General features: G+C 47.0%; 24 protein-coding genes. 14 read left to right on the top strand and 10 right to left on the bottom strand.

What is annotated here, in order from left to right:
* Positions 1–51 precede the first annotated feature (51 nt).
* A complete protein-coding gene (locus ACYVGR_RS30910; RefSeq protein WP_460963830.1) occupies positions 52–2,526 on the top strand; it encodes a helix-turn-helix domain-containing protein in 2,475 nt (824 codons plus the stop codon).
* 6 nt (positions 2,527–2,532) lie between these two features.
* Here the strand turns inward: ACYVGR_RS30910 and ACYVGR_RS30905 are convergent, their stop codons facing one another.
* The 4 genes from ACYVGR_RS30905 to fabG form a co-directional block, all read right to left on the bottom strand.
* Positions 2,533–3,042: a DUF6169 family protein gene (locus ACYVGR_RS30905; protein ID WP_460963829.1), complete on the bottom strand. Its 510-nt coding sequence runs from the start codon at positions 3,040–3,042 to the stop codon at positions 2,533–2,535.
* Entirely contained in the window at positions 3,017–3,187 is a 171-nt protein-coding gene (locus ACYVGR_RS30900) for a hypothetical protein (RefSeq protein ID WP_460963828.1), read from the bottom strand. Before ACYVGR_RS30900 ends, ACYVGR_RS30905 begins: the two co-directional genes overlap by 26 nt.
* A 106-nt stretch (positions 3,188–3,293) precedes the next feature.
* Positions 3,294–5,411: a vWA domain-containing protein gene (locus ACYVGR_RS30895; RefSeq protein WP_460963827.1), complete on the bottom strand. Its 2,118-nt coding sequence runs from the start codon at positions 5,409–5,411 to the stop codon at positions 3,294–3,296.
* A gap of 100 nt (positions 5,412–5,511) precedes the next feature.
* Positions 5,512–6,258: a 3-oxoacyl-[acyl-carrier-protein] reductase gene (gene fabG / locus ACYVGR_RS30890; protein ID WP_460963826.1), complete on the bottom strand. Its 747-nt coding sequence runs from the start codon at positions 6,256–6,258 to the stop codon at positions 5,512–5,514.
* Positions 6,259–6,460: 202 nt separating this feature from the next.
* On the opposite strand from fabG, the gene ACYVGR_RS30885 reads away from it, so the two are divergent.
* Both ACYVGR_RS30885 and ACYVGR_RS30880 read left to right on the top strand, forming a co-directional pair.
* Positions 6,461–7,210, top strand: coding sequence for a phosphatidylinositol-specific phospholipase C/glycerophosphodiester phosphodiesterase family protein (locus ACYVGR_RS30885; RefSeq protein WP_460963825.1), 750 nt, complete (start codon positions 6,461–6,463; stop codon positions 7,208–7,210).
* Positions 7,211–7,335: 125 nt separating this feature from the next.
* Entirely contained in the window at positions 7,336–9,090 is a 1,755-nt protein-coding gene (locus ACYVGR_RS30880; RefSeq protein ID WP_460963824.1) for a GMC oxidoreductase, read from the top strand.
* Positions 9,091–9,221: 131 nt separating this feature from the next.
* Here the strand turns inward: ACYVGR_RS30880 and ACYVGR_RS30875 are convergent, their stop codons facing one another.
* The gene (locus ACYVGR_RS30875) at positions 9,222–11,750 is read right to left on the bottom strand and encodes an ATP-dependent Clp protease ATP-binding subunit (protein ID WP_460963823.1); all 2,529 of its coding nucleotides are present in this window, start codon (positions 11,748–11,750) and stop codon (positions 9,222–9,224) included.
* A 63-nt stretch (positions 11,751–11,813) separates the two neighbouring features.
* Complete coding sequence (locus ACYVGR_RS30870; protein WP_460963822.1) at positions 11,814–12,467, bottom strand: WbqC family protein; 654 nt, start codon at positions 12,465–12,467, stop codon at positions 11,814–11,816.
* A 122-nt stretch (positions 12,468–12,589) separates the two neighbouring features.
* On the opposite strand from ACYVGR_RS30870, the gene ACYVGR_RS30865 reads away from it, so the two are divergent.
* Both ACYVGR_RS30865 and ACYVGR_RS30860 read left to right on the top strand, forming a co-directional pair.
* Positions 12,590–13,462 (top strand): lysophospholipid acyltransferase family protein, encoded by an 873-nt coding sequence (locus tag ACYVGR_RS30865; protein ID WP_460963821.1) that lies wholly within the window; start codon positions 12,590–12,592, stop codon positions 13,460–13,462.
* A 149-nt stretch (positions 13,463–13,611) separates the two neighbouring features.
* Complete coding sequence (locus tag ACYVGR_RS30860; RefSeq protein ID WP_460963820.1) at positions 13,612–14,484, top strand: lysophospholipid acyltransferase family protein; 873 nt, start codon at positions 13,612–13,614, stop codon at positions 14,482–14,484.
* Between the two features lie 86 nt (positions 14,485–14,570).
* Here the strand turns inward: ACYVGR_RS30860 and ACYVGR_RS30855 are convergent, their stop codons facing one another.
* The gene (locus ACYVGR_RS30855) at positions 14,571–14,945 is read right to left on the bottom strand and encodes a hypothetical protein (protein ID WP_460963819.1); all 375 of its coding nucleotides are present in this window, start codon (positions 14,943–14,945) and stop codon (positions 14,571–14,573) included.
* 283 nt (positions 14,946–15,228) lie between these two features.
* On the opposite strand from ACYVGR_RS30855, the gene ispG reads away from it, so the two are divergent.
* The 4 genes from ispG to ACYVGR_RS30835 all read left to right on the top strand — a co-directional run bounded on the left by ispG (position 15,229) and on the right by ACYVGR_RS30835 (position 18,568).
* On the top strand, positions 15,229–17,316 hold the full coding sequence (gene ispG / locus ACYVGR_RS30850; protein WP_460963818.1) for a (E)-4-hydroxy-3-methylbut-2-enyl-diphosphate synthase: 2,088 nt from the start codon (positions 15,229–15,231) through the stop codon (positions 17,314–17,316).
* Positions 17,317–17,412: 96 nt separating this feature from the next.
* Complete coding sequence (locus ACYVGR_RS30845; protein ID WP_182463878.1) at positions 17,413–17,601, top strand: DUF6728 family protein; 189 nt, start codon at positions 17,413–17,415, stop codon at positions 17,599–17,601.
* A complete protein-coding gene (locus ACYVGR_RS30840) occupies positions 17,598–17,948 on the top strand; it encodes an MmcQ/YjbR family DNA-binding protein (protein WP_460963817.1) in 351 nt (116 codons plus the stop codon). The genes ACYVGR_RS30845 and ACYVGR_RS30840 overlap by 4 nt, the downstream gene beginning before the upstream one ends.
* Positions 17,949–18,016: 68 nt before the next feature.
* Positions 18,017–18,568, top strand: coding sequence for a tetratricopeptide repeat protein (locus tag ACYVGR_RS30835; RefSeq protein WP_460963816.1), 552 nt, complete (start codon positions 18,017–18,019; stop codon positions 18,566–18,568).
* Positions 18,569–18,748: 180 nt separating this feature from the next.
* Here the strand turns inward: ACYVGR_RS30835 and ACYVGR_RS30830 are convergent, their stop codons facing one another.
* Positions 18,749–19,933 (bottom strand): thioredoxin family protein, encoded by a 1,185-nt coding sequence (locus ACYVGR_RS30830; RefSeq protein ID WP_460963815.1) that lies wholly within the window; start codon positions 19,931–19,933, stop codon positions 18,749–18,751.
* 66 nt (positions 19,934–19,999) lie between these two features.
* Positions 20,000–20,350 (bottom strand): gliding motility protein GldC, encoded by a 351-nt coding sequence (gene gldC, locus ACYVGR_RS30825; RefSeq protein WP_460963814.1) that lies wholly within the window; start codon positions 20,348–20,350, stop codon positions 20,000–20,002.
* 115 nt (positions 20,351–20,465) lie between these two features.
* On the opposite strand from gldC, the gene ACYVGR_RS30820 reads away from it, so the two are divergent.
* Positions 20,466–20,813 carry an ArsC family reductase gene (locus tag ACYVGR_RS30820; protein ID WP_460963813.1) on the top strand — a complete coding sequence of 116 codons (348 nt, stop codon included), beginning with the start codon at positions 20,466–20,468 and terminating at the stop codon, positions 20,811–20,813.
* 97 nt (positions 20,814–20,910) lie between these two features.
* Positions 20,911–21,309, top strand: coding sequence for a group III truncated hemoglobin (locus ACYVGR_RS30815; RefSeq protein WP_460963812.1), 399 nt, complete (start codon positions 20,911–20,913; stop codon positions 21,307–21,309).
* Between the two features lie 75 nt (positions 21,310–21,384).
* Here the strand turns inward: ACYVGR_RS30815 and ACYVGR_RS30810 are convergent, their stop codons facing one another.
* A complete protein-coding gene (locus ACYVGR_RS30810) occupies positions 21,385–22,146 on the bottom strand; it encodes a DUF4197 domain-containing protein (RefSeq protein WP_460963932.1) in 762 nt (253 codons plus the stop codon).
* Positions 22,147–22,294: 148 nt separating this feature from the next.
* On the opposite strand from ACYVGR_RS30810, the gene ACYVGR_RS30805 reads away from it, so the two are divergent.
* From ACYVGR_RS30805 to ACYVGR_RS30795, 3 genes are all read left to right on the top strand, one after another.
* Positions 22,295–23,548 (top strand): competence/damage-inducible protein A, encoded by a 1,254-nt coding sequence (locus ACYVGR_RS30805; RefSeq protein ID WP_460963811.1) that lies wholly within the window; start codon positions 22,295–22,297, stop codon positions 23,546–23,548.
* Between the two features lie 100 nt (positions 23,549–23,648).
* The gene (locus ACYVGR_RS30800) at positions 23,649–25,079 is read left to right on the top strand and encodes a dihydrolipoamide acetyltransferase family protein (protein ID WP_460963810.1); all 1,431 of its coding nucleotides are present in this window, start codon (positions 23,649–23,651) and stop codon (positions 25,077–25,079) included.
* A 132-nt stretch (positions 25,080–25,211) separates the two neighbouring features.
* Positions 25,212–25,739, top strand: coding sequence for a 5' nucleotidase, NT5C type (locus ACYVGR_RS30795; protein WP_460963809.1), 528 nt, complete (start codon positions 25,212–25,214; stop codon positions 25,737–25,739).
* The last annotated feature ends 133 nt before the right edge of the window (positions 25,740–25,872 follow it).

Here is a 25,872-nt window from a genome sequence, read left to right as displayed (position 1 = left end):
GAACTCGTCTATAAATGGAGTATCTTTGTTATTTATCTCCTGTACGTTTCTATGCCCACTCCCGTAAACGAAAAGCTTGCGCTTGCTCACAACTTTGTTCTGCATACCAATCAGAATATCTTCCTGACTGGAAAAGCGGGAACTGGTAAAACAACCTTCCTGCAACAGGTTAAACAACTCAGCGCCAAGCGGCTTGCCGTTGTTGCACCAACGGGCGTAGCGGCTATTAACGCCGGTGGAGTTACCATTCACTCGCTGTTTCAGCTTCCGTTTGGGCCGCTGACACCGGGTACTGCTCAACGTGAAGGCAAGAAATTCAACAAGGAAAAAATTAACTTATTACGTACGCTGGACTTACTCGTTATCGACGAAATTAGTATGGTTCGGGCCGATGTGCTTGATGGGATTGACGAAGTTTTACGACGGTATCGATCTAATTCAGGGCCATTTGGGGGAGTTCAGTTGTTGCTCATTGGCGATATGCAGCAGTTGCCGCCCGTTATTAAAGATGAAGAATGGGAGTTGCTGCAACCGTATTATGACTCCGGCTATTTTTTCAGTAGTCGTGCCCTTCGCCAGACGCCTTACGTCTCGATTGAATTAACGCACATCTACCGGCAATCCGACCAGCGGTTCATTAGCCTGCTTAACAGCATTCGGGAGAAAACCGTTACGCAGGCCCAACTCGCCGATCTGAACCAACGCTACATTCCGGATTTTTCGCCCAGCGATACCGAAGGCTACATTACCCTTTCGACGCACAACACCACGGCCCAGCAAATTAATAGTACCAAGCTACAGAGCCTAAAAAAGCCATTGCGGACGTTTACGGCTACTGTTGAAGGAGATTTCCCGGCCCACGCCTACCCAACCGAAGTTAGTCTTGATCTGAAAGTGGGGGCCCAGGTGATGTTCGTCAAGAATGATATTGCGCGGGAAAAGTTGTATTACAACGGAAAAATTGGTCGGATAACCGACATGGATGAGGATGTTATTTACGTTACGAGCCAACAGGACGGCGACGTAATTACCGTATACCCGGCCGAATGGAGCAACATCAAATACACCCTCGATCCCACAACCAAAGAAATCAAGAGTGAAGTAATTGGCACGTTCCGGCAGTTTCCGCTCAAGCTAGCCTGGGCCATCACGATTCACAAAAGTCAGGGGCTTACGTTCGAAAAGGCCATTATCGATGCCTCAGCCGCTTTTGCCCATGGGCAAGTTTATGTAGCGCTTAGTCGCTGCAAAACCCTCGACGGTTTGGTATTACGAGCACCTATTCCATCGCACAGCATCAAAACGGAGCTTAAACTGGAGGATTTCCACGAGCAGGTTCAGCAACAAACCCCGAACGAACAGCATCTGTATCAGGCGAAACGAACGAATCAGCAGGATCTGATCCAGGAGTTATTTTCGTTTGAGCGTGCCAACTCATTATTGTACCGTTGTCGCCGGACCGTGAATGAACACGCCAGTAGTTTAGATGCGGAAGCCAGCCCGATCATCTCTCAACTCACCGATCTCCTGCGCGAAAAGGCCCGTGATGTAACCCAGCGTTTTCTACAACAGCTGCCTGGCTACTTCGTCAGCGATCAGTTGCCCGAAGCCAATCCGCAGTTACAGGAGCGCGTCCGAAAGGCAGGCACTTATTTTCAATCCTTGCTCGGCACCGAGTTACTTCCGCTCCTACAGCGTTTCCCCACCGATTGCGATAACAAGAAAGTACGTGAGCTTATGCTGGAATCGCTGGACGAATTGGAGAAGGAGCTTTTTACTAAACTACGCAGTTTTGAAACCTGCCGGGAGGGTTTCAATGCCTTAGCCTATTTGCAAACCCGCAATCGGGCCGAACTGGATTTCCAGCCTGAACGTAAAAAACATGAACCTCAGGCTGCCGAGAAAGCGACCTCTGATGGTTCTTCTCGCGGTGGGCTTTACGGAGCCTTAATGAAGTGGCGAAATGATCTGGCTGGTGAACATAACACGTCGGGCTTTATGGTCTTGCCCCAGAAAACAATCGTTGAACTGGCTCGAGTCCGACCGACGACAGAGGCTGAATTATTAGCCGTTAAGGGATTTGGAAAAACGAAAGTAAGGCAAATAGGGGCAGCCATCCTCCGTATTGTTCAGGAAAACCCAGTCGGGCGCGCAGCGAGTTCATCAACCCCAAAAGTAAAGACACCTAAAGAACCGAAACCGCCCAAAGAGCCAAAGGAGTTATCGCCTGCTATCACCCTAGCCTTTTTCCAATCTGGAAAAACCATTGCAGAGATTGCAGCCGAACGTAGTTTGGCCGTTTCGACCGTCGAAAGCCACTTAGTCAAATACGTTGGTACTGGTGATTTAGCCGTCGACGCGTTATTACCTGCAAAAAAAATTGCCACTATACGATCATACCTCGAAAACTATCCTTCTGAAACACTGACTGAGGTTCGGCAGAATCTGGGCAATGATGTCTCGTTCAGTGATATTCGGTTTGTACAATACGCCATGCGGGCAGAAGCCGAAGCGAGTGGAGCTTAAGGGAGTTTATTTCTCCGCTTCTGACAAATTTTTGAACAGCTCAACAAACTGACTAAAGTGGGGGTGTCTTGTACTTAGGATACCGGAGAGGATGGTAGTTCGGTCGCCATCCGGGAGATAGGCATCCATCTTGAAAAGATCAACCGGCATTGTATCAATATCCTTGTAATACCAGCTAGTAAATTTACGAAATCGGGCTTTCTCGCGACCATCCGAGCTATCACAGATATAAATAATCACATGCTCCAGCGAGCGGAAAAAGTCCTTAAAAATAGCCCGGATCGTATCTTCAGTAAGCGGATCATAGGCAATTCGACCACCTATTGGATTATCCGCCACAGCTATTACCATTTCATAGGCGTTAACATGTCCGTCAATATAATCTACAAATAAGTACGCAGACGGCACGAATCTAATTTCATAACCAATTTCGCCATTGGTCGTAAAGGCATAAACGTTATGATCACCTCCGACACAAACAAATTTATAGTTACTTCTTGGCGCGTCTTTCGGCATTTTCTTTTCTCAGTCGTTCAAATACTGCCCGATACTCAGGGTCATTCTGGTATCGTTCCCGTGCTTCCCGCTGTACCTGCTCTTTCACTTCCACAAGCCTGCGGATTTTTTCACGGGCCGTCATGGGTTTGATTGGCGTTTCCATCGTAGTCATTGTTTATAAGACGAACAAAAGAAGATAAGGTCTCTGCCTTGTGAGCAGAAAACATCCATTTTATATGAAATAGTTTAGTTAAAGGCGACTAGATGATCTAATACCCACCATAAAACTTCCGCAAACCCCACTCAACAGCAGCCAGTGTCAACACGACAAAGAACAGCCATCGCCAGTTGATCAACTCATTCATTTCCTCAGTACTGGTCAATCGGGCTGGGTGAGACTGGCTTGTCAGTTTACGAACGAGTTCGTCGGTTTGGCTAGCGGTAAAGAATTGACCACCTGTTTGCTGGGCCAGTTGGCGAAGTATACCGTGGTCGGCCGTGGTATTAAGGGCTTCGAGTTGCAAATCGCGCACGACAAACTGCCCCGACGATTGTTCAGCCTTATCATTGACCGTTACGCTCGCCTTGAACCGATAGGCTCCCTCAGGCAAACGGCTGATCTCAAACCGACTGTTAGCAGCTGTGGGCGTATAATTGAATGAACGAGTTACGCCCTTTTCATCACTGATTTCCAAACGGACGGGCTTATCGAATACCCGTTCATAAATGTCGTTGTAGAGCTCGGTTTCGAAAACAACTTTTTCGCCAGCAACAAACTCATTGCGAATAGGATATACGCGCAACTTCCGGCGATCTTCTTTTACCGAAATCAGTTGAATAACTTTCTGGATCAGTTCATCAACAACTTCCTGCTTATTGGTCAAGGCATATTCCTCCAGACGCCAGGCCCATAGCCCTTCTCCTGCCAATACTGCCGTTTTGCGTGGGCTGGTCACATTCAACGCCAACAAGGGCTTAGTAGTACGAATACTACCTACCTGCTGCCAAAGCACCACTTCAGTGCCGGGCTGTAGTCTATATTCGCCATAAGGCGTCAAGAGAGGAGGCAGCTTCGATAAAATATCGAGCCGGGTTGGGTCGAAGTTCAACTGTTTAAACTCCTGATTGAATACACCCGTCACTTTATCGCTCTGATTGGGTTGAGCCGACACTTGCATCACCGAGTTTGAGTTGTTAAACGGCCCAAGTGAAGACTGATTCCCCAGTACAAATAATACGGGCGTATTTTTCGCCAAATACTTCTGAATTAATGTAGTGCCTACTCCTCCATTATCAGGAATCTGATGCAGGATAATCAGATCATACGTCTTTTCTGCTGGCGGAGTTGCCTCTGCGGGTGTTCCGGTCAGAATCCGGATATCGAGTTCGTAATTCTGGTTTCGCTCCAGAATGTTGCGAATGGCTTTTATATCAGGGTGAGGAGCTAATGCCAACAGCAAAACTTTCTCTTTACCATCAATTACATCCAGATAAACATCCTGGCGATTATTGAGCGTACTAAATTCGCCTGGTTGTGGCAATACCTCTACCACAAAATGTTGAACGCCTTTTTGAGTTGCCGTCGCCTGAAACGTCAATTGGTTGAACGTATCGTTTTTGCCAAAATTGACAGACTGACGACCAAGTTCCTTACCATTTTGTCGCAACACAACCGTTGCACTTCGCCCCTGAAATCCATTGCTAACAATCTCGGCCTGCACCGGAAACTGATTACCCAGATAAGCAATCCGGTTCGCAACGATTCCTTTAAGCTGAATGTCTTTTTTGGGAATCGTATCGCCAAGGCCAATTGTTTGAACAGCAAATGGATATTGACCAAACGTAGGCGACATGCCCTGATTGAAGATCCCATCCGACACCAATACAACATCTGTCAGGTTACGCCCTTCGTAGTCAGAGCGAATACCTGACAATAAGCCCGATAAATCTGTGGTGCGTCGGGTAAAGGGAATTTGGGTAAGATCGGCATCTGTAACGCTATCGCCAAACGTTCGTATCGCCACATCCAATCCTTTGTCGGTCAACTGCTGCCGTAGTGTTTGCAAACCAGCCAGCGCCTTGTTGAGTGCCGGACGCCCTGCCGCTGCCACCGACTCCGAATTGTCGACAGCAAGCACGACCTTGGGCTTTTCGGTAAGCGTTCTGAGACTACGGATCAGGGGATTGAGCAGCAGAAAGCATAGGAAGCTTACGATTACAAATCGCAATGCGGCCAGCCCATAGGTCGTTCGCTTATCGAAACCACCAACCGTTACACCACTACCTACAAGGCGAGGCAGTGGCTGGTACATGGCAAACGCATAGGCTGCTCCCACAAGCAGGCAAACCAAAATCCACCAGGGCGATGATTGAAAAATAAAATCCATTTTTTTAGTAGTGTGGAGTGAGGAGTGAGGAGCGAGGAGTTTCTGGCTCTTCGCAAGCCTGCGTCAGCCATTCTAACTCCTCGCTCCTCACTCCTCACTACTAGGTTAACATTCCGCCATCTACCTGCAACACTTGCCCGGTAATATAACGGGAAAGGTCGGAAGCTAAGAAAACGGCACAGTCGGCTACTTCTTCGGGTTGACCACCTCGTTTCATCGGAATTTGCTGTTTCCAATCTTCGAGGGCTTTCTCATTGATTTCGCCTGTCATTTCGGTTTCGATAAAACCCGGTGCAATAGCATTGGAACGGATATTCCGCGAGCCCAACTCCAACGCAACTGATTTAGTAAACCCAATGATTCCTGCTTTTGATGCGGCATAGTTTGCCTGCCCTGCATTCCCCCGAATACCCACTACAGATGTCAGGTTAATGATTGAGCCAGACTTTGCCTTCATCATCGGCTTGGTCACTGCTTTCGTCAGGTTAAATACCGACTTTAAATTAACGGTAATTACGGTATCCCATTGTTCTTCGGTCATACGCATGAGCAAACCGTCTTTGGTAATACCGGCATTATTGATGAGTACATCCAGTTTGCCAAAATCGGCGATCACCTGATTGACGAGCTCTTCGGCAGCCTGATAGTCCGAGGCATCTGAACGATATCCTTTAACCTGGCCACCAAATGCACGAAGTTCTTCTTCCAGCGCCTGCCCTTTTTCTACACTCGATAAATACGTGAAGGCAACGGCAGCACCTTCCTGCGCAAATTTCTGGGCCATAGCCCGCCCAATTCCGCGTGAGGCTCCGGTAATGAGGGCAACTTTTCCTTTCAGTAAATCCATTATTTTAATGAAGAATGAAGAGTGAAGAATGAAGAGTAAAAAGGGTTATCAATGCCTCTTGGGCTATTATTCACTTTTCATTCTTCACTCTTCACTATTGTTACCGTCAAAATTAGCGGTTTGGTCCGAAACGGCAAGGTAAAGCCGGGTTTTGGTTTAGCGAGTAAGCTGCGTTAATTTACCTCAAATTAAGCCATTTATTATGCGCTCCTACATCCTACCTGCCTTGCTATGGTTGACTACAACAGTAACCTATGCCCAGAAAATACAAGCTCACAACGATTACGCACAACCTCAACCTTTTGTAAATGCCTACGAAAAGCGTGCCGATTTTATTGAGGCCGACGTTTGGCTGTTGAATGGTAAACTGGTTGTTTCGCATGAGAAACCAACCGCTAACGCTCCAACCCTCGATTCGCTCTATCTGAAGCCTATTGTACAATTGTTTCTGCAGAATAAAGACAAACCGAGTCCTGATCGAGACTACACGTTTAACCTGATGATCGATGTAAAAGAAAACCCTGCCGAAGTGCTGCCTGCATTGATAACACTACTTCAGGAAAATTTGCCGGTTTTTAACCGGGCGGCCAATACCAAGGCAGTACAGGTTGTTATCAGTGGAGAGCGTCCTAAAATACCCGTTTACTTCGACTACCCTTTGCTTCAATTTGACGGAAGGCCCAGCGAAGTGTACGATTCAGAAACCCTTCAGCGAGTAGCTCTTATCAGCGACAACTTCCAATCGTATTCACGATGGAACGGCATTGGCGATATTCCTGATGCTGACCGGGACAAGCTCAAACGGGTAATCAAACGTGCCCACAGTGATAATAAACCCATCCGCTTCTGGGCCATTCCCGACACGCCGAATGGCTGGAAACAGCTAAAGAAATTAGGGGTGGATATCATTAATACAGATAAAGTGGCCGAGTGCGTTGAGGCTGTACGATAGTTACTCAACGTTTACTGTAAGGGATCATGTTCATAATAGCCCATTCAGCCTGAATAGCAGTAAACTTACTAGCTTCCTTACTTTAACCAGTATTTAATAACGTTCCTAAGCACTCCCCTTTTCTAATGGACATCCCACAAATCAAAAAGGCTCCCGTTACCTACGACGTTGCGATTGTTGGTTCGGGTGCGGGTGGCGGTATGGCCGCTTACATGCTGGCCAAAGCAGGCGCAAAAGTAATTCTGCTCGAAGCAGGCGGCTATTATGACCCAGCTGACCCAAAATACATTACCCAGCTCAAATGGCCCTGGGAATCTCCCCGACGTGGCGCAAGTACCGAGTTCCGTTCAGGTGGCGATTTTGATGCGGCCTGGGGTGGTTGGGAAATTGATGGCGAGCCTTATTCGGCCAAGGATGGTACCGAATTTGGGTGGTTTCGGTCCCGAATGCTTGGGGGAAGAACCAACCACTGGGGGCGTATCTCCATGCGATTTGGTCCCGACGATTTCCGGCGCCGTTCGCTATCGGGCGTTGGCGACGACTGGCCAATTGCGTATGAGGATCTTAAACCTTTTTATGACCGGGTAGACCGTCTGATCGGTGTTTTTGGATCAGTTGAAAACTATCCGAATGAACCAGATGGTATTTTCTTACCCCCTCCCAAGCCACGTCTACATGAGTTGATGATTCGGAAAGGGGCCAGAAGCATCGGGATTCCGGTTATTCCATCACGACTAAGTATTCTGACCAAACCGATCAATAAAGACCGGGGTTCCTGTTTTTATTGTCGCCAGTGTAATCGGGGTTGTCAGGCTTATGCCGATTTTTCGGCTTCGTCGGTACTCTGTATTCCAGCCGTTAAGACTGGAAATGTAACACTTGTCAATGGAGCTATGGTGCGTGAAGTACTGACCGATCCACAAACGGGTCTGGCAACGGGCATTAGTTATGTAGACAAGGGTTCGTTACAGGAAATAACTGTAAAAGCTAAAGCCGTCATGCTCGGAGCCAGCACCTGCGAATCGGCCCGGATACTGCTTAACTCTAAATCTCCTCGATTCCCTAATGGCTTAGCCAATAGCAGTGGTGTAGTCGGTAAATACCTGAACGATTCAACGGGAGCCAGCCGATCTGGTTTTATACCAGCTTTAATGGATCGTAAACGTTACAACGAAGATGGCGTTGGCGGCATGCACGTGTTTACACCCTGGTGGCTGGACAACAAGAAATTAGACTTCCCACGTGGGTACCATATTGAGTACGGCGGTGGTATGGGAATGCCTGGTGCAGGCTATGGCGGTGGCATTGAATCGCAGAACGGTTCGATTCCTGGCCGTGATGGAAAAATGAAACCCGCTGGTGGATATGGCGCAGGATTGAAAGATGACTACCGTCGATTCTACGGGGCTTATGTCAGCATGTCGGGGCGGGGTGAGCCGGTCCCTCTCGAAAGCAATTATTGCGAAATCGACCCGAACAAAGTAGACAAGTACGGTATTCCGACCCTACGTTTCCACTACAAATGGTCGGATTACGAAGTGAAGCAAGCTAAACATATGCAAGATACCTTCGAAGAAATTATCCATGCAATGGGCGGCACTCCACTAGGTCCCAAACCAGGTCCTAACACAGCACACGGATATGGACTAGCTGCTCCCGGACGGATTATTCACGAAGTAGGTACAGTTCGCATGGGCAACGACCCACAAAAATCGGCGCTAAACAAATTCCAACAAGCGCACGATGTGAAAAACCTGTTCGTAGTTGATGCTGCCCCATTCGTGTCACAGGGCGACAAAAACGTAACCTGGACCATCTTGGCCAGTGCTATGCGTACTAGTGAGTACTTGATTGATCAAGTGAAGCAGAAGAATATTTAAGTACAAGTAGCGCGGACATCTTGTCCGCATAGCCATTTGCTTTTTGCTATGCGGACAAGATGTCCGCGCTACACAAAAAAGGGCCTGACTTTTGTAAGTCAGGCCCTTCCATTTTATAAATCAATTATCTCTTACTCAACCACTGCTTCAGGCTTCTTCACTGTAATAGTAAGCGTTTCGCCTTCGCCACTGTAGTCGGCCAAGATAACATCGCCTTCTTTCAATTCTCCTTTCAGAATCTCTTCTGCAACAGGATCTTCGAGGTAGCGCTGGATGGCACGGCTTAACGGACGAGCACCGTACTGAGGATCGTAGCCTTTTTCGGCCAGGAAGTCCTTCGCCTTCACTGTCAGTTCAACGGTGTAGCCAAGGTTTGTCACACGGCTCAGCAGTTTGCCCAACATCAGGTCAATGATTTTGTGGATGTCTTCGCGTTGGAGCGAGTTAAACACAATCACATCATCCAGACGGTTCAAGAATTCAGGTGAGAATGCTTTTCGCAATGCACTCTGAATGGTGCTCTTCATCAACTCGTCCTGCGTTTCGGCCGATTTCTTAGTTGAGAAACCAATGCCTGCACCGAAGTCTTTCAGGTCACGAACCCCAATGTTAGAGGTCATGATGATGATCGTGTTGCGGAAATCAACCCGACGACCCAGACCGTCGGTCAGGATACCATCGTCAAGCACCTGCAACAGAATGTTAAACACATCCGGATGCGCTTTTTCGATTTCATCCAGCAACACAACGCTGTAGGGCTTCCGACGAATTTTCTCAGTCAACTGACCACCTTCTTCGTAACCCACGTAGCCCGGAGGTGCACCAACCAAACGGCTAACGCTGAATTTCTCCATGTACTCCGACATGTCGATACGAACCAGCGCGTCATCTTTATCGAACAGATACGTAGCCAATACTTTGGCAAGCTCGGTTTTCCCTACGCCCGTTGGGCCGAGGAAAATGAAGGAACCGATTGGCTTTTTAGGATCTTTCAGACCAACGCGAGTCCGCTGAATGGCTTTTACCAGCTTGTCGATGGCCGACTGCTGACCGATTACGCGGCCTTTCAGTTCATCGCCCATGTTGACAAGTTTCTTGCCTTCATCGTTCGATACGCTCGTTACGGGGATACCGGTCATCATAGCCACAACTTCGGCCACGTTCTCTTCGGTCACTTTGTAACGACGTTTTTTGGTGTCTTCTTCCCAGAGTTGTTTTGCGCGCTCAAGCTGATCGATCAGGCGTTTTTCCTTATCGCGAAGCTGAGCAGCTTCTTCGTATTTCTGGCTTTTAACAACCTGATTTTTCTCCTTCTTGATATTCTCGATTTGCTCTTCGAGTTTCAGAATATCTTCAGGAACCGTGATGTTCGAAATGTGTACGCGAGCGCCTACTTCGTCCAATACGTCGATGGCTTTATCAGGCAGGAACCGATCCGAAATATACCGTTCCGACAACTTCACCGCAGCCTCGATGGCTTCTTTGGTGTAATCGACATGGTGGTGATCTTCGTATTTATCCTTGATGTTGTTCAGAATTTCGATGGTTTCATCAATCGACGTAGCATCGACCATTACCATCTGGAAACGACGGGCCAAAGCGCCATCTTTCTCAATGTACTGACGATATTCATCGAGGGTTGTGGCACCAATACATTGAATGTCGCCCCGCGCTAAAGCTGGTTTGAACATATTCGATGCATCGAGCGAACCTGAGGCACCGCCTGCACCTACAATTGTGTGCAACTCATCGATGAACAGGATTACTTCCGGTGATTTTTCAAGCTCATTCATTACGGCTTTCATTCGCTCTTCAAACTGACCACGGTATTTGGTACCGGCCACCAAAGAAGCTAAATCAAGCGTAACAACACGCTTACCAAACAGCACCCGCGAAACTTTCTTCTGCACAATGCGCAGCGCAAGTCCTTCGGCGATGGCGGTTTTACCAACCCCTGGCTCACCAATAAGGATTGGGTTGTTTTTCTTCCGGCGGCTCAGAATCTGGGCCACACGTTCAATTTCCTTTTCGCGACCAACAATGGGATCGAGTTTGCCAACTTCAGCTAGTTTAGTCAGGTCTCGGCCAAAGTTATCCAACACAGGTGTCCGAGATTTTTCGGAACCTTTTGGGTCTTTGCCTGAACCGGAACTGCTTCCGCCAAACATGCCACGGTCGTTGTCGTCATCGTCGGTTTCGGGTCCCATCACCGGGCGGGTTCCCGAAGATTGATATTCGAGCATCTCCTTAATGACTTCGTAATTAATATTGAATTTATTGAGAATCTGCGTGGCGACATTGTCTTCATCGCGCAGAATCGACAGTAACAGGTGCTCCGTACCAATGAGCGGGCTTTTGAAAATCTTAGCTTCCAGGTACGTGATTTTCAGCGTCTTTTCCGACTGACGAGTCAGTGGAATATTCGCTAAATTTTTCACGTTGTTGGTGGCTGTTCCTTTCGTGGCCTGTTCAATAGTGACCCGGAGTTCGTCGAGTGAGATACCGAGTTTTTTCAGTAAGCCCACTGCCACACCCTCACCCTCACGAATCATACCCAGCAAGAGGTGTTCCGTGCCGATATAATCGTGGCCTAAGCGTAAGGCTTCCTCCCGACTCAGCGTGATGACTTCCTTGACGCGGTTTGAGAATTTTGCTTCCATTCGTTTTAGGGTCTCCTTAGGTAAGCTACTATACTGGCCTAACGAAGAGTTTTAAGGATTTGTTCACTCCCGAAGGCCAGCCTTCAACACGTCTGATGAGGACGGTCCCTGGCAGAACAACAGGTCTACAATACTAAGATTTGGTACAAAATCAACGCCAAAATTTTGTGGATACACCACTGGCTGATGGAATACATACGTTTCAGGACTATTTCCCGGATTTAGCTTCGATCGAGCGTCAAATAGGCCGATCGGTCCTGTTTTTTCGTACCATTCTGTCAGGTTCAATGGTATCCTCCACTGTAGCAATTTCAGACAAATTGTCAGCAGTTCAACATTTAAATCGAATAAAAACGTCCATTTTTTTTGATAGACCGGCTCCAAATAGGGCGCGTAATATTCGAAAAAAGGAGCCTTACCGTAAGCCGCTTTCAGACATCGCCAATGATGTATCTGCCAGTTTTGATCATTCGCAACCCGAAGTTCACGAATGGGCTGATGATGGGTTCCCTGCTGTACGGGCACTGTTAGGGCATCAACTTTGTTAGATGTAAGCACGTAGCACCGATTTCGAAAACTTTGTTTCTGGTAATGCTCATATGCTTCAATCTGTACTCCTCCAAACCGCATCAGCCCCGACATATAATCCAGGCAGGGCAAATAATGTAATTCAATTAATAAACTGGTCGGATGAGACCCTAACGAATGCTGTTCCAATGACTACTTAAAGTATCCGTTCACAAATAAAGCAAAATTTCAATACCGCCAACTAGTTTTAGTATTTTTTTAATTTTCGATAAAGCAGGAGTTTCGAATTTTGTAGGCTCTACGTTACTTAAATGATCTTTTTTCGATTATTATCCCGTTTACCGTTAAAGGTACTTTATGGCATTTCTGATGTATTAGCCTTTTTACTCAACTACGTTATCCGCTACCGTCGGCAGGTGATTTTGGAAAACTTAACTCAATCATTTCCTGACAAATCAGCAACCGAAATTAACCTGATTGCCAAAGGGTTTTACCGGAATTTAGCTGACTTACTGGTTGAGACAATAAAGTTACCGAGTCTATCACCCGAGGAACTAAAGCAACGCGTTCGCTTCACTAACGCAGCTATTGTAAAAGACTACTTACAAGCTGGTCAGCCAGTTATTGGCATGGCTTCACACCAAAGCAACTGGGAATGGCTCCCATCAGCTTCCGTATTAAATGGAATGCCAGCCGACAGTATTTATAAACCACTAACCAGTGGCTTTTCGGAAAAAATGATGCAGGCCATTCGGTCAAGCTTTGGTGCCGTGCCTGTCCCAATGAACAACCTGCCCCGTCGAATGGCGTCGCAGAAAAATGCACCTCGCATCATTGCACTCGTTGCTGACCAAGTCCCAAACGTGCCTGAACAAGCCTACTGGACCGATTTTCTACACCACGATACGCCGTTTTATCCAGGCACCGAACGCCTGGCGCGTAGTCGTAATTTGCCCGTTTTTTATGTGGAGTTGGTGCGCGTACGCCGGGGCTATTACGAAGCTACCTTTTTTCCAGTTGGGGTACCACCTTATACCGATTTACCCTCAGGCGCTCTGTTGGAACGTTACAGAGACTTACTCGAAACCACTATTCGCAACTACCCTTCAGACTGGCTCTGGTCGCATCGACGGTGGAAACACTGGCGGGAAAAATATGTGAAAGTAGGCGCCAAGCTGGAGTAACTCGACTAAATTAATGCTATTTTAATGTGTTTTTTCGACTAGAAAGTACGTCATTCTCCAGAATAGCAATATAATTTTTGCCAACTAATTTAGTATTTTTTATATTTAGGTCGGTAAGTATTTTTACCTTTTCCGTACTGTACGCCTAAATGATCTTTTTTCGACTGTTATCCCGTTTGCCTTTCAGTGTTCTTTATTGCATTTCGGATGTCTTATATTTTGTCATTGTTTATGTAGTTCGTTACCGACAGCAGGTTGTTCTGGAAAACTTACAGCTATCCTTTCCAGAAAAGTCACCAGCAGAGATTCGTCTGATTGCAAACGATTTTTATCGTAACCTGACTGACATTTTGGTTGAAACCATCAAAATGTCATCAATTTCTTCCTGCGAATTAAAAAAACGGTTTAAGTACACCAACCCAGAACTAGTAAAAGATTTTCTGACTACAGGTCAGACGGTTATCTGTACAGGCTCGCACCAGTGTAATTGGGAATGGGTGCCGTCGGCAGCAGTTGTTATTGATATTCCGGTCGATAGCGTTTATAAGCCGCTAACGAGTCCGGGCATGGAGAAGCTCATGCAGGAAGTGCGAGCAACTCATGGGGCAGTGCCTACGCCAATGAACTTGCTACCTCGTCAGATGGTCGTGCGGAAAGATATTCCGCGTGTTATCGCGCTTGTCGCCGATCAGGTGCCTGATGTACCGGAACAAGGGTATTGGATGAACTTTCTGCACCGCGACACGCCTTTCTATCCTGGCACCGAACGACTGGCCCGGAGTCGGAACTTACCGGTATTTTTTCTGGAATTGATTCGTATTCGTCGGGGCTACTACGAAGGAACGTTCAAGCTCATTGCAGAGCCTCCTTATACAAACTTACCCCAGGGAGCTATTCTGGAAAACTACCGAGATAAGCTTCAGGCGAGTATTTGCAAACACCCCTCCGACTGGCTCTGGTCGCATAAGCGTTGGAAACACTGGCGCGGGAAGTATGCGAAAGTATGTGCAAAACTTGAGTAAAAACTGTTTCAGGTTTACTGTTTCAGGTTCCAAATTAATGCGTACCATCTTGTGTATGAGTTAACTTGGAACCTGAAACAAATTAATTACAACGAATCCCGACGAGCTTTCTCAGCTCTTGTTGAATCTCGTTTGTCTTTCAGCTTACGAGCTTCTGTAGAAATTGCATCCGAAGCATTGTCTAAGCCTCTATTGACTGCTCTGCCCGTTCGTTGGGCGGTTGTATCAATTGCCTCACCGGCTACTTTTGCTTTACTTTTAATACCCTGGCCTACTTCCCTTGTCGTTTCACCAGCAGCTCGGCCTGTATTTTTAAGATCGTCTTTCAGACGTGCTTTCCGCTCAGCCTTCTCCTGCTTTCGCATTTCTTTCTTACTCATTGTGGCTGTAGAGTCCTGTGCGTAAGCACCGACACTAAGCAAAAAGGCAAGTGCAAACGCACTTAATAATTTGGTTTTCATAACGTTTTTGAGTTGTCAACTAAAATGTATTGTTCGTTTTCAGTGATCACCCAAACTAATTGAAAGTTTGAGCATCTTGCTGGTATCTTTAACAGGATGCACAGATTATTGTTTATTAAAAATATTTTAACTGTCTCACTGTCAAGCTTATTTGGGCTTTATAAATGAGCCATTTTAGCGAACATTTAGCGTCAACCTTACGTTTGCCAATTGAATAGAGATAAAACCGGAAAGCCGCTTTTTCCGTACCTTTGTTCTGTCAAACGGCTCTGCCGCTACCTGTATGCTCGATTCGCTGCTTACTCCTTCTTCATTGGCAACATTGCCAGATTCGCCTGTTCTTTATACGCCTTCGCTAACAGAGTATATCCGCCGGAAAACCATCACGGTCAATATTGGCGATGTACCGTTGGGATCAGACTATCCAATTCGGGTTCAATCCATGACAACCGTCGATACGATGGATACGCTTGGTTCGGTGGAGCAAAGTATCCGGATGATTGAGGCTGGTTGTGAGTACATACGGATCACAGCACCGAGCGTGAAAGAAGCGCAGAATCTGGAGAATATTCGCAAAGAACTTCGGGCACGGGGATATACTACGCCACTGGTAGCCGATATCCACTTCACCCCTAATGCTGCTGAATTAGCAGCTCGGATTGTAGAGAAAGTCCGCATCAATCCCGGCAATTACGCCGACCGCAAGCGCTTTGAATTTATTGATTATACCGACGAAGCCTATGCCTCTGAATTAGAGAGGGTTCGGGCTAAATTTTTACCACTGATTCGTATCTGCAAAGAATATGGTACAGCCATGCGAATTGGCACCAACCACGGTTCTCTTTCTGACCGTATCCTGAGTCGTTATGGCGATACGCCTGCTGGTATGGTAGAATCGGCCCTGGAGTTTCTGCGGATTTGCGAAGACGAAAATTACTATAACATTACCCTCTCGATGAAGTCGAGCAACCCGCAGGTAATGGTACAGGCTTATCGATTGCTGGTGCAACGACTGGACGAAGAAGGTCTAAAACCCTATCCGTTACATCTCGGCGTAACCGAAGCGGGTGAAGCCGAAGACGGTCGTATCAAATCGGCGCTGGGCATTGGAACACTACTCGAAGATGGCATTGGCGATACGGTTCGTGTCTCATTAACCGAAGAACCCGAACGTGAAGCCCCCGTTGCGCAGGCTCTCATTGACCGTTACACCAACCGGGCAGCAGAAAGTCAGCCTATTCCAGCGGTAAACTCATATCCGATCAATCCATTTCAATACACGCGTCGGACTACCCATGAGGTGGCCAATTTCGGTGGTCAGAATGTACCGCGTGTTATTGCCGATTTCAGTCAGACGCCCGTTCGGGAACACGATGATTTAAAACCTATCGGGCATTTTTATTTACCCGAACCCGACAAGTGGCGGATGAATGATCTGGGTGCCGACTACATTTACACCGGCTCGCATCCAGCGGAGTTCATGTTGCCCAATGGACTGAAACAGATTCTGGATCATGCCGTCTGGCAAACTGTTTCAGACAAGATCAACACGTTTCCGCTCCTGACTGCCGATGCGTATCTGCAAACGCATGCCGAAAAAGGGTTACGACAAGAACGACTGAATTTTGTTCAGTTAACGCTACCTGAACTTTCTGCCGAACTACTCGAACAACTCCGCTCCGATAAAACGGTTGTGTTCCTGATTAAAACGGATAATGCGCACGCCATGCCCGAATTGCGGAGACTGTTTGTTGAGCTTATCAACCAAGGCATAACTACACCCGTTGTGGTGCAGCGCAGCTATGGACATATACTAGCCGAAGATGTTCCACTTTATGCTGCAACTGATGTGGGCGGTTTGCTGATTGATGGTTTGGGTGATGGGATTATGTTGTCAAGTGCACCTGCTGTGGTGTCGGTTTCTCAAACCCGACAAACTCGCGTCAGCAATAGTGTCGGGTTTGAGAACCCGACACCACAGACAGAAAGCATCACCCTAAAGGCATTCAACAGCCTGTCGTTCGGTATTCTACAAGCGACCCGAACACGCATTACAAAAACCGAATATATATCGTGTCCATCCTGCGGACGAACCCTGTTCGATTTACAGGAAACGACGGCACACATTCGTCAACGAACCGATCACCTGAAAGGAGTAAAAATCGGGATTATGGGCTGTATCGTGAACGGTCCCGGCGAAATGGCCGATGCCGACTACGGCTATGTAGGTATTGGACGTGACAAAATTGCCTTGTACCGGGGTCAGCAGGTTATCAAGAAATCGGTTCCCGCTGACCGAGCCGTTGATGAGTTGATCGAACTCATTCGGGAAGACGACCGTTGGATTGAACCAAGTTTAGTAACAGAATAGTGTTTAAAGTTTCATGTTCAAGGCTCCATGTTCAACAAACAGAGCATGAAATCGTAAACATGGAACCTTGAACATGAAATTTTAAACAAATCATTCGTGAACAGATTCATCGATTACCTCAAAATTGGGCCTGTTTTCGCCTATTTCATCCGCGTATTTCGCAAGCCTGATCCAAACCAGCCGACTAGCGTAAACCTGCGCATGATGCACGGCATCAACCGGGTTTCGATTGTCATGTTTTTGATTGCCATTATTGTCTATAGCGTTCGTCATTGCACCCGATGAATACCGAAACAATACGTGACTATTGCATTTCCAAACCAGGCGTTACGGAGTCGTTTCCCTTTGGTGGCGATGCGCTGGTTTTTAAAGTCGGCGGAAAGATGTTTGCTCTGCTGTCTACCGAAAGTCGACCGACGACAATTAACCTAAAGTGTGACCCCGAACGGGCGGTACAACTTCGGGAAGAATATGCGGCTGTAACGCCCGGTTACCACATGAATAAAACACACTGGAACACGGTTACGGTTAATGGCAGCATTCGTACATCAGAACTTCAGGAGTGGATTGATCATTCGTATGAACTCGTTCGAAAAAGTTTACCCAAAGCTATTCAGGCTACATTAAACTGAGTTATTTGCTTGTCGAATCAGCCCTGAACAACTAAATTCGCAAAGGGTAGAATAAACCAGAGGGGGATATGGAAGTTGTATTGTTAGGTCTGCTTTTTGGGCTTTATCTGACCATCCGATATTTCATGGTCGATCACGATACTATTGCCGATAAAGACCGGAAACGATTCCGAAAAGGTATCGAGTTAGTCCAAAAACGCAATGCCACCGAAGCCTATCCTTACTTCAATGAGGCCGTTCAGCAGCACCCAAAATCGGCTGTTGCTTATGCCTATCGAGGGAAATGCCAGCTTATTCAGGAGAACTACTATTCCGCGATTTACGACCTGACTGAAGCCATTAGCCGAGATAACACCTTGGCAGATTGCTATTTAGACCGTGGTGTTGCGCTCTATTATACCAACGAGTTTCAACAGGCATTTCGGGAGTTTGACAAGGCCGTCTGGCATTTCCGGGATGAACAACCCGATGCCTACCGTTGGCGTGCTTTAGCCCGGATTCAACTCCGACAACTACCGCAGGCCGAAAACGATCTTCGTCGGGCCGTTGCGCTCGGCGATGAAAATTCGTTTCATATTCTCCTTCAGCCACCTTTTACAAGACCAGTTTATCAGCGATAGTTGTAACGTGGTGATGAGCACCTGATAACTTCGTAATTCATAACCGGCAATCTTGGCAACCCGGCGACTTAGGTACACATACCATAGTTCAACAATACTTTCACCTCAATACAGAAGAGTCAACAAAAAGGCGCTTCCATTGTAATGGAAGCGCCTTTTTGTTGACTCTTCTGTGTAAATCTACTTCAATTTCCCCAGCTGTTCAACGTTCTTACGCGTATCGTTATGGCTCGCCTGGGCTAGTTCCATTGATTTTTGAGCGGCCTTCTGCGCATCGGCAATTTTACCAGCACGCCGATAAGCTTCAGCCAATTCGTAATATAAATCACCCTGTTCTTTCGGACCAGGCTTTAGGGCAAGGCCTTTGTTAATCCACTTTACCACCGTTGGTACATCACTGGCATCGGGGCTACTCCGGTTAAAAAGATGTGAAATATACTGGTATTCCAAAACCGTCAACTGATTAGAGTTGACCTGGTTATCCATTCGTTCTACCGCTTTGCCCGTCTGACGAGCCCGAAAATAAGCATTCACTTCGGGCAACAACGTCCGGTTAGCCGCAATCTTAGGATCAATTCCAATTTTAACCAGATCCTGCCGAATATCGAGAATACGCGAAATAGGAAACTGGGCTCCCCGACCACTGAACAACGACGACATCAATATATTTTCGGCAACCTGTTGTGTTTCCTGAACCCCATACGCCTTTCGATAAGTATCCATATGGCTCAGCATATACTGAAAAATGGGATTTTCGGAATCAAGAACAAGCTTTTGCAGCGCCAGCCAGTTTGTCTGATTGGCAAACGTTGCGGCTGATTGCTGCTTGGCATAGTCGTTCATGGCAGCCATATTCGCGACCGTATCCTTCGTCACACGGCTGTACATAGCATAGTCGATCAGGAAATTAGCCGATCGTTCGCCCTGTTGATAACGCGATTTCATGGTTTGGCTTCGCGTCTTTGGATCAAGGGCGTTGTTCCCATGCCGAATCACTTCATCTGTTGAGTTATTACTCATGGCAAAGTGAATCAAATTCTGCTGCGGATCGAAATACAGAAACAACGGTAGCGATGGCACAAACAACCGACGGCTATCTAAAAACGCCCGTGTCGATGGCTGATTGATGTCTAACTGCGTATTCAGGAACTTGTCGTTGTAGAACTTCCCTACTCGCGCATCGGCCAGCGTCGGTTTGAAGCTTTCGCAAACATGACAGGTAGGCGAAAAAATCTCGATAAACACGGGTTTCCCCGCTCGTCTTGCCTCCTGAAATACTTTCTCAACCGGTACGGGTTTAAACTGAATTCCCTTTTGGGCAAGGGCGCTCGTTGCCACAAAGAGCAGCAGCAGAATTTTTTTCATGAATCGTAAAATCATTGGTAAACAGGCACTAGCAAATTAACGGCCAATGTGCTGGCTTCGTGTTGACTATTGCTGTTTTTGCTGCTCTTTAATTTCTTCTTCGAGCCGCTTACTGAGCACTCGACAGGTATTTTCGATATCGTTGGCCATACGTTTATCACCCGTTGCATTGATGGCTGTATCGGCAATACCACTCATTATTTCAATCAGGAAGCGCTTCATATCGACCACTTCCATTTCTTTTGTCCAGAGGTCAATTTTTAGCGTACTATTATGGTAATTGTCCCAGAGGGCAATGGCAATGGCACGGGTATCGCTAAGTCCTTCGTTCGGATTGTCGGTGGCTTCCCAGTATATTTTTTCGGGGATATTCTGGTTATCCAGTTCAACTGCGAAGTGAATGTCTGATTTTTTCATGAGGCAAAAATACATAGTGCGGTTGGAAACCCGCGATTTGATTGGCAACAAACATTAATACGGTGTGGGTTTCCCAGCTCGCTACTAAATTTGTCCATCCAAGAAATCTACTGACATGTACACCTTATACGCTATTCCCAACTGCGATACTGTAAAAAAAGCCCGCGTCTGGCTTGCTGAACATGGCGTTGAGTACCAATTTCACGATTACAAAAAACAGGGAATTGACAAAAAAACGATTGAACACTGGCTTTCGCAAAAACCCTGGGAAGAGTTGGTAAACCGATCTGGTATGACTTGGAAACAATTGCCCGATGAAAAAAAGCCAACTAACACCGAAGCAGCCATTGCCCTGATGATTGAAAAACCATCCGTAATTCGTCGGCCATTAATTGAAGAAAATGGGAAGATTGTAGCGTTAGGCTTTAAAGCCGACGCCTACAGTGAAACATTTCGGGGTTGACTTGGGGTTCTTTTGACAGGATTGACAAGATTATCAGGATTGATTGATCCCTATATAAGTCCTGTAAATCCTGTCAAAAGAATGAACCTATACTATCATGTCCAGAAGATTATTGGATTCGCCGGAAGCCGTTAAATTGCTGGTGGATTCGTTTTACGAAAAAGTACAACTAGACGCACTACTTGCTCCCGTTTTTACCGATGTGGCACAGGTAGACTGGTCAAAACACTTGCCCAAAATGTATGCCTTCTGGGAGTCGATCATCCTCGGCAATAACGCCTACGATGGGCACCCCTTCCGTCCGCACTTGATCGTTAACCAGAAGCATACACTCACCATCGATCATTTTGAGCGCTGGTTACAGCTATTTTCGCAAACAATTACCGAAAATTTCACTGGAGAAACGGCTGAACAGGTACGGCAGCGTGCTACTCAGATTGCGCTAGTATGGAATAACAAACTAGAGTATATCAACAACGACTCGTATATGCAGTAGCGCGGACATCCTGTCCGCATAGCCGAAGGTTAATGTTAGCTTCTGGCTATGCGGACAGGATGTCCGCGCTACTCACTACTGCTTGCTAAATACTTTCTTTAATAAATCCGTAACCCGGGCGGCTGGGTTCTCCCGAATTTTTTCTTCTTCTTGTGCCACTAGAATAAACAATCCATCAACAGCTTTACCTGTTGCATAGGCCGTCAGGTCGGGGTTAGCTTTCTGAACAAACGGGATTTTGTTGTAGGTGTTTACCAGGTCGCTGTAGTACTTGGTGGCGTTGTTTTTCTTGAGCGTACTATCAATGATGGGCGTAAACTCTGTCACCAATTGCTGGCCCGATGTCCGGCGGAGGTACTGTGTTGCGGCATCCTTTTGTCCCTGTAGAATACCAACAGCATCCTGAATACTCATCGACATAATCGCCTTTACAAACACAGGAGCGGCTTTTTTGGCAGCATCTTCGGCCGCCCGGTTGAGCGATAGCTCAAACTGATCTACCTGTTTACTGAATCCTATTTGCCGCAGTTTGCTCGCTACATTCTGTGCTTCGGGCGGAAAGGCAATCTTGAGTAGTGGATTTTTAAAATAACCATCCAGCGCCGACGCTTTAGCCGATCCATTGGTTACGCCAACACGCAGTGCTTCTTTCAAACCAGACGCAATATCACTATTTGTCAGACTACCCGTTGCGCCCGAAGGTTGACTAACGGCATTAATAATTTTGCCAAAAATCCCCCCAGCCGTTGACTTCTGACGGGTCGAGTCCTGAGCTAAACTAGTTTGATTGAAGGTCAGGGCCAGTAATGCGGCTGCAAGAACAGTTTTTTTCATAATTGGAAGTAATCAGGTTGCCATTTTATAACGATCAATGGCGCTAAATCGTTTTTTCGTACTTTTGACCACTAGCCGAAACGAAGGTTTAACAGAACTCGTTACTCGTTCTAGCTACTTAAGACTGGATCATACGATCCATGTAACGCGAATGACCAACATGATCCGTGCCGAAATCATTACGATCGGCGACGAAATTCTTTTCGGACAAATTACCGACACGAATACCCAGTGGATTGGTACCGAACTCACCAATATTGGCATACGTCCTGTTCGCAAGTCATCTGTGGGTGATCAGGCTGACGCCATTTTACAAATTCTGAACGAAGCCCATCAGCGTGCCGACGTGATCATCATTACTGGTGGCCTTGGCCCTACCAAAGATGATATTACCAAGAAAACGCTTTGCACCTATTTTGGTGTCGGAATGGTTCGCAACGAAACGGCTTTGGCCTTTGTAACGAGTTTTTTTGAGAAGCGGGGCCGCGCCATGACCGATCTCAATCGTGCCCAGGCCGATCTACCAGCCAACGCCGTTTACATTCAAAACGATTGGGGCACGGCTCCCGGCATGTGGTTCGAGCATCAGGGGCGTGTCTACATCTCATTACCGGGTGTACCGTTTGAGATGAAACACCTCATGACCAATCGGTTTTTACCCAAATTGACCGAGCATTTCCAGACCCCAATCATCAAGCATAAGATGATTCGAACAGTCGGAATTGGCGAGTCGTTTCTGGCCGAACGTATTGAAGCCTGGGAAGACGCCCTACCCGATCATATCAAACTCGCTTATCTTCCTAGCTTTGGCGGTGTAAAACTGCGTTTAACCGCCACTGGCGACGACAATGCGGTGCTTGATCAGGAGTTAAACGAGCAGGTACAAAAAGTTATGCCGTTGATCGAAAAAAGTGTATTTGGCTTCGATAACGACGAATTGGAAGATGTTGTTGGTAAACTTTTGAAAGACAAAAACCTTTCACTAGGTATAGCCGAAAGCTGCACAGGTGGCTATGTTTCCTCCCAAATCACCAAAGTTCCGGGCGCATCAGCCTATTTTTGGGGAAGCATTGTCAGTTATAGCAATGCCGTAAAAGTAAGCGCCTTAGGGGTTCAACCCGAAACGCTGGATCAATACGGGGCTGTCAGTGAAGAAACGATTCGTCAAATGGCCGAAGGAGTCCGAAGGGCATTGGGCACAAACGTTGGCATTGCCACAAGCGGCATTGCTGGCCCCGACGGTGGTACACCCGATAAACCCGTTGGTACCATCTGGATTGCCTGCTCCACCGATCAGCGCACCGTTACCCGGCTCCTGAAACTTGGGCAATACCGCGACCAGAATATTCAACTCACCAGCACGTATTTACTGAATATGCTGCGGGAAGAACTTTTAAATATATGATGTAGGATGTAAGATGTATTATATATGATGTGTGCAAAAGAACTACACTATATCATATATAATACATCCTACATCCTACATTATACTTCATACATCAAAAATGGCTCTCATCGATATGGTCATGCCCAAAATGGGCGAAAGTATAATGGAATGTACGGTTATCACCTGGCTGAAAAAGCCTGGTGACCGCATTGAAACGGACGAATCGGTACTGGAAGTAGCGACCGATAAAGTGGACACGGAAGTCCCCGCTCCCTGCAATGGAATTCTGAAAGAATTACTAGTTAAAGACGGTGATGTTGTTGCCGTTGGCGCTCCCATTGCCCGGATCGAAGCGGAGATATCTGCAACAACCGAATCAGAACCTGTTGCGTCGCAGCCCAGTGAAACACCCCCGGATGATGCAGATCAGACACCCAAAGGAATTGGAGATATTGCTAACGTTCCTGCCGAAACCGAAAGCATTGATGTAACCGAATCGGCTCGCGAACTGGAAGCCAGTATTTTGGCCATGAGCAGCCGACCCGCTACAGCGGTATCCAATTCAACGGCTTTCCCAGATCGCTTTTACTCTCCTTTAGTGTTGAACATCGCCAAAGAGGAACGTATTTCCCGCGATGAACTTGACCGAATTCCGGGTTCGGGCGCTGAAAATCGAGTTACCAAAAAAGACATCCTTGCCTACGTCATTGATCGGGCAGAGGGTAGACTGCCAGGCGCAGGGAGCGTGGAGCAGGGAGCAGGGAATACCCGCTTCCAGCCTACGTCCCCCCATCACCCATCACCGAGCCCCGAGCCCCCTGCCCCACGCTCCCTCAACGGCCAGACGGATATTATTCAGATGGATCGTATGCGGAAAATGATTGCACAGCGTATGGTAGAGTCGAAGCAGATTTCCCCACACGTCAGCTCGTTTGTCGAAGCCGATCTGACACCCGTTGTTGAATGGCGTACGAAGATCAAAGACCGATTTAAGCAACAGACGGGTGAAAATCTAACCTACACACCTATTCTGCTCGAAGCCATTGTGAAAGCGATCAAAGACTTTCCGATGATTAACATTTCGGTGGAGGGTGACCAGATCTTAGTAAAAAAAGCCATTAACATTGGCATGGCAGTGGCCTTGCCAAGTGGCAATCTGATTGTACCCGTCATTCACAATGCTGACCAATATAACCTGATTGGGTTGGCGAAAAAGGTGAATGACCTTACCAAACGGGCTCGGGAGAATAAGCTTACTGCCGATGACTTGGCGGGCGGAACCTACACGTTCTCGAATATCGGGATGTTTGGTAATCTGATGGGTACGCCCATTATTGTGCAACCTCAGGTAGCCATTATGGCCTTCGGAGCGATTGTAAAAAAACCAGCCGTCATCGAAACGCCACAGGGCGATTTTATTGGCATCCGACAATTAATGTTCCTTTCGCATTCCTATGACCACCGCGTCGTCGATGGGTCGTTAGGTGGCCAGTTCGTACGGCGCGTAGCCGATTATTTAGAAAAATTTGATACAACCTTAAAAATCTGAACCAGGATTTGTGTGATTTGACTGACCGACCGACTTTGATTTTCATATCCAGCTTTCTTTGAAAGCAAACTCAATGAATTAGAATCAAAGTCGGTCAGCAAAACCATAAAAATCCCGGTTCAGACAACCCTTATGAAACAACGCATTGCTATTGACATGGACGATGTCATGGCCGACACGCACGCCAAATTCATCCGGCTTTATCTGGAGGGCGAAATGCCTCGCTACACACTCGAGGAGCTAAAAGAAAAATCCTTTCACGAATTATTCGACGAGAACGAATACGACGCCATTTCGAAGCGGGTCTACGAACCTGGATTCTTTCGGGATATTCCGGTGATGGAAGGGGCTCAGGATGTGATTGCCGATCTGATGAAGAAATACGACATTTTCATCGCATCGGCAGCGCAGGAATTCCCAAACTCACTACGCGAAAAATGGGACTGGCTCCAGGAGCATTTTCCAGCTATCTCGTGGCACAACTATATTTTCATGGGTGATAAGAGCGTCCTGAACACCGCTTATCTGATTGATGATATGCCCCGCAATCTACGCACGTTTCAGGGCGAAGGCTTATTGTTCGATGCGCTACACAATCGGGAAGACAACCAGTTCCGGCGCGTGAAATCCTGGCAGGAGGTAGCGAAGGTTTTGTTGTAATCTCTTTTTTTGTCATGAACTGTGTCAGGAGAATCTTAAGCTTGACTTATAGGCGACTTTAAGATTCCTCCTGTCGACCATATCTTTGTTTGCAAGCAAGTTAGCTAAAAAAAGTGCAACTTAGCAAATGCCA

It is taken from the genome of Spirosoma litoris, from assembly GCF_054776755.1.
The sequence above is the reverse complement of the archived record's forward strand: the minus strand, read 5'-3'. Positions and strand labels throughout refer to the sequence as shown.

Coding starts and splice junctions, on each gene's coding strand:
- ACYVGR_RS30830 (WP_460963815.1), bottom strand. CDS start 19,933: ATGAAAAAAATTCTGCTGCTGCTCTTTGTGGCAACGAGCGCCCTTGCC.
- ACYVGR_RS30885 (WP_460963825.1), top strand. CDS start 6,461: ATGCGCTCCTACATCCTACCTGCCTTGCTATGGTTGACTACAACAGTA.
- ACYVGR_RS30795 (WP_460963809.1), top strand. CDS start 25,212: ATGAAACAACGCATTGCTATTGACATGGACGATGTCATGGCCGACACG.
- ACYVGR_RS30910 (WP_460963830.1), top strand. CDS start 52: ATGCCCACTCCCGTAAACGAAAAGCTTGCGCTTGCTCACAACTTTGTT.
- ACYVGR_RS30865 (WP_460963821.1), top strand. CDS start 12,590: ATGATCTTTTTTCGATTATTATCCCGTTTACCGTTAAAGGTACTTTAT.
- ACYVGR_RS30900 (WP_460963828.1), bottom strand. CDS start 3,187: ATGGAAACGCCAATCAAACCCATGACGGCCCGTGAAAAAATCCGCAGG.
- ACYVGR_RS30805 (WP_460963811.1), top strand. CDS start 22,295: ATGACCAACATGATCCGTGCCGAAATCATTACGATCGGCGACGAAATT.
- ACYVGR_RS30820 (WP_460963813.1), top strand. CDS start 20,466: ATGTACACCTTATACGCTATTCCCAACTGCGATACTGTAAAAAAAGCC.
- ACYVGR_RS30835 (WP_460963816.1), top strand. CDS start 18,017: ATGGAAGTTGTATTGTTAGGTCTGCTTTTTGGGCTTTATCTGACCATC.
- ACYVGR_RS30840 (WP_460963817.1), top strand. CDS start 17,598: ATGAATACCGAAACAATACGTGACTATTGCATTTCCAAACCAGGCGTT.
- ACYVGR_RS30880 (WP_460963824.1), top strand. CDS start 7,336: ATGGACATCCCACAAATCAAAAAGGCTCCCGTTACCTACGACGTTGCG.
- ACYVGR_RS30800 (WP_460963810.1), top strand. CDS start 23,649: ATGGCTCTCATCGATATGGTCATGCCCAAAATGGGCGAAAGTATAATG.
- ACYVGR_RS30875 (WP_460963823.1), bottom strand. CDS start 11,750: ATGGAAGCAAAATTCTCAAACCGCGTCAAGGAAGTCATCACGCTGAGT.
- ACYVGR_RS30905 (WP_460963829.1), bottom strand. CDS start 3,042: ATGCCGAAAGACGCGCCAAGAAGTAACTATAAATTTGTTTGTGTCGGA.
- ACYVGR_RS30855 (WP_460963819.1), bottom strand. CDS start 14,945: ATGAAAACCAAATTATTAAGTGCGTTTGCACTTGCCTTTTTGCTTAGT.
- ACYVGR_RS30815 (WP_460963812.1), top strand. CDS start 20,911: ATGTCCAGAAGATTATTGGATTCGCCGGAAGCCGTTAAATTGCTGGTG.
- fabG (WP_460963826.1), bottom strand. CDS start 6,258: ATGGATTTACTGAAAGGAAAAGTTGCCCTCATTACCGGAGCCTCACGC.
- ACYVGR_RS30860 (WP_460963820.1), top strand. CDS start 13,612: ATGATCTTTTTTCGACTGTTATCCCGTTTGCCTTTCAGTGTTCTTTAT.
- ispG (WP_460963818.1), top strand. CDS start 15,229: ATGCTCGATTCGCTGCTTACTCCTTCTTCATTGGCAACATTGCCAGAT.
- gldC (WP_460963814.1), bottom strand. CDS start 20,350: ATGAAAAAATCAGACATTCACTTCGCAGTTGAACTGGATAACCAGAAT.
- ACYVGR_RS30895 (WP_460963827.1), bottom strand. CDS start 5,411: ATGGATTTTATTTTTCAATCATCGCCCTGGTGGATTTTGGTTTGCCTG.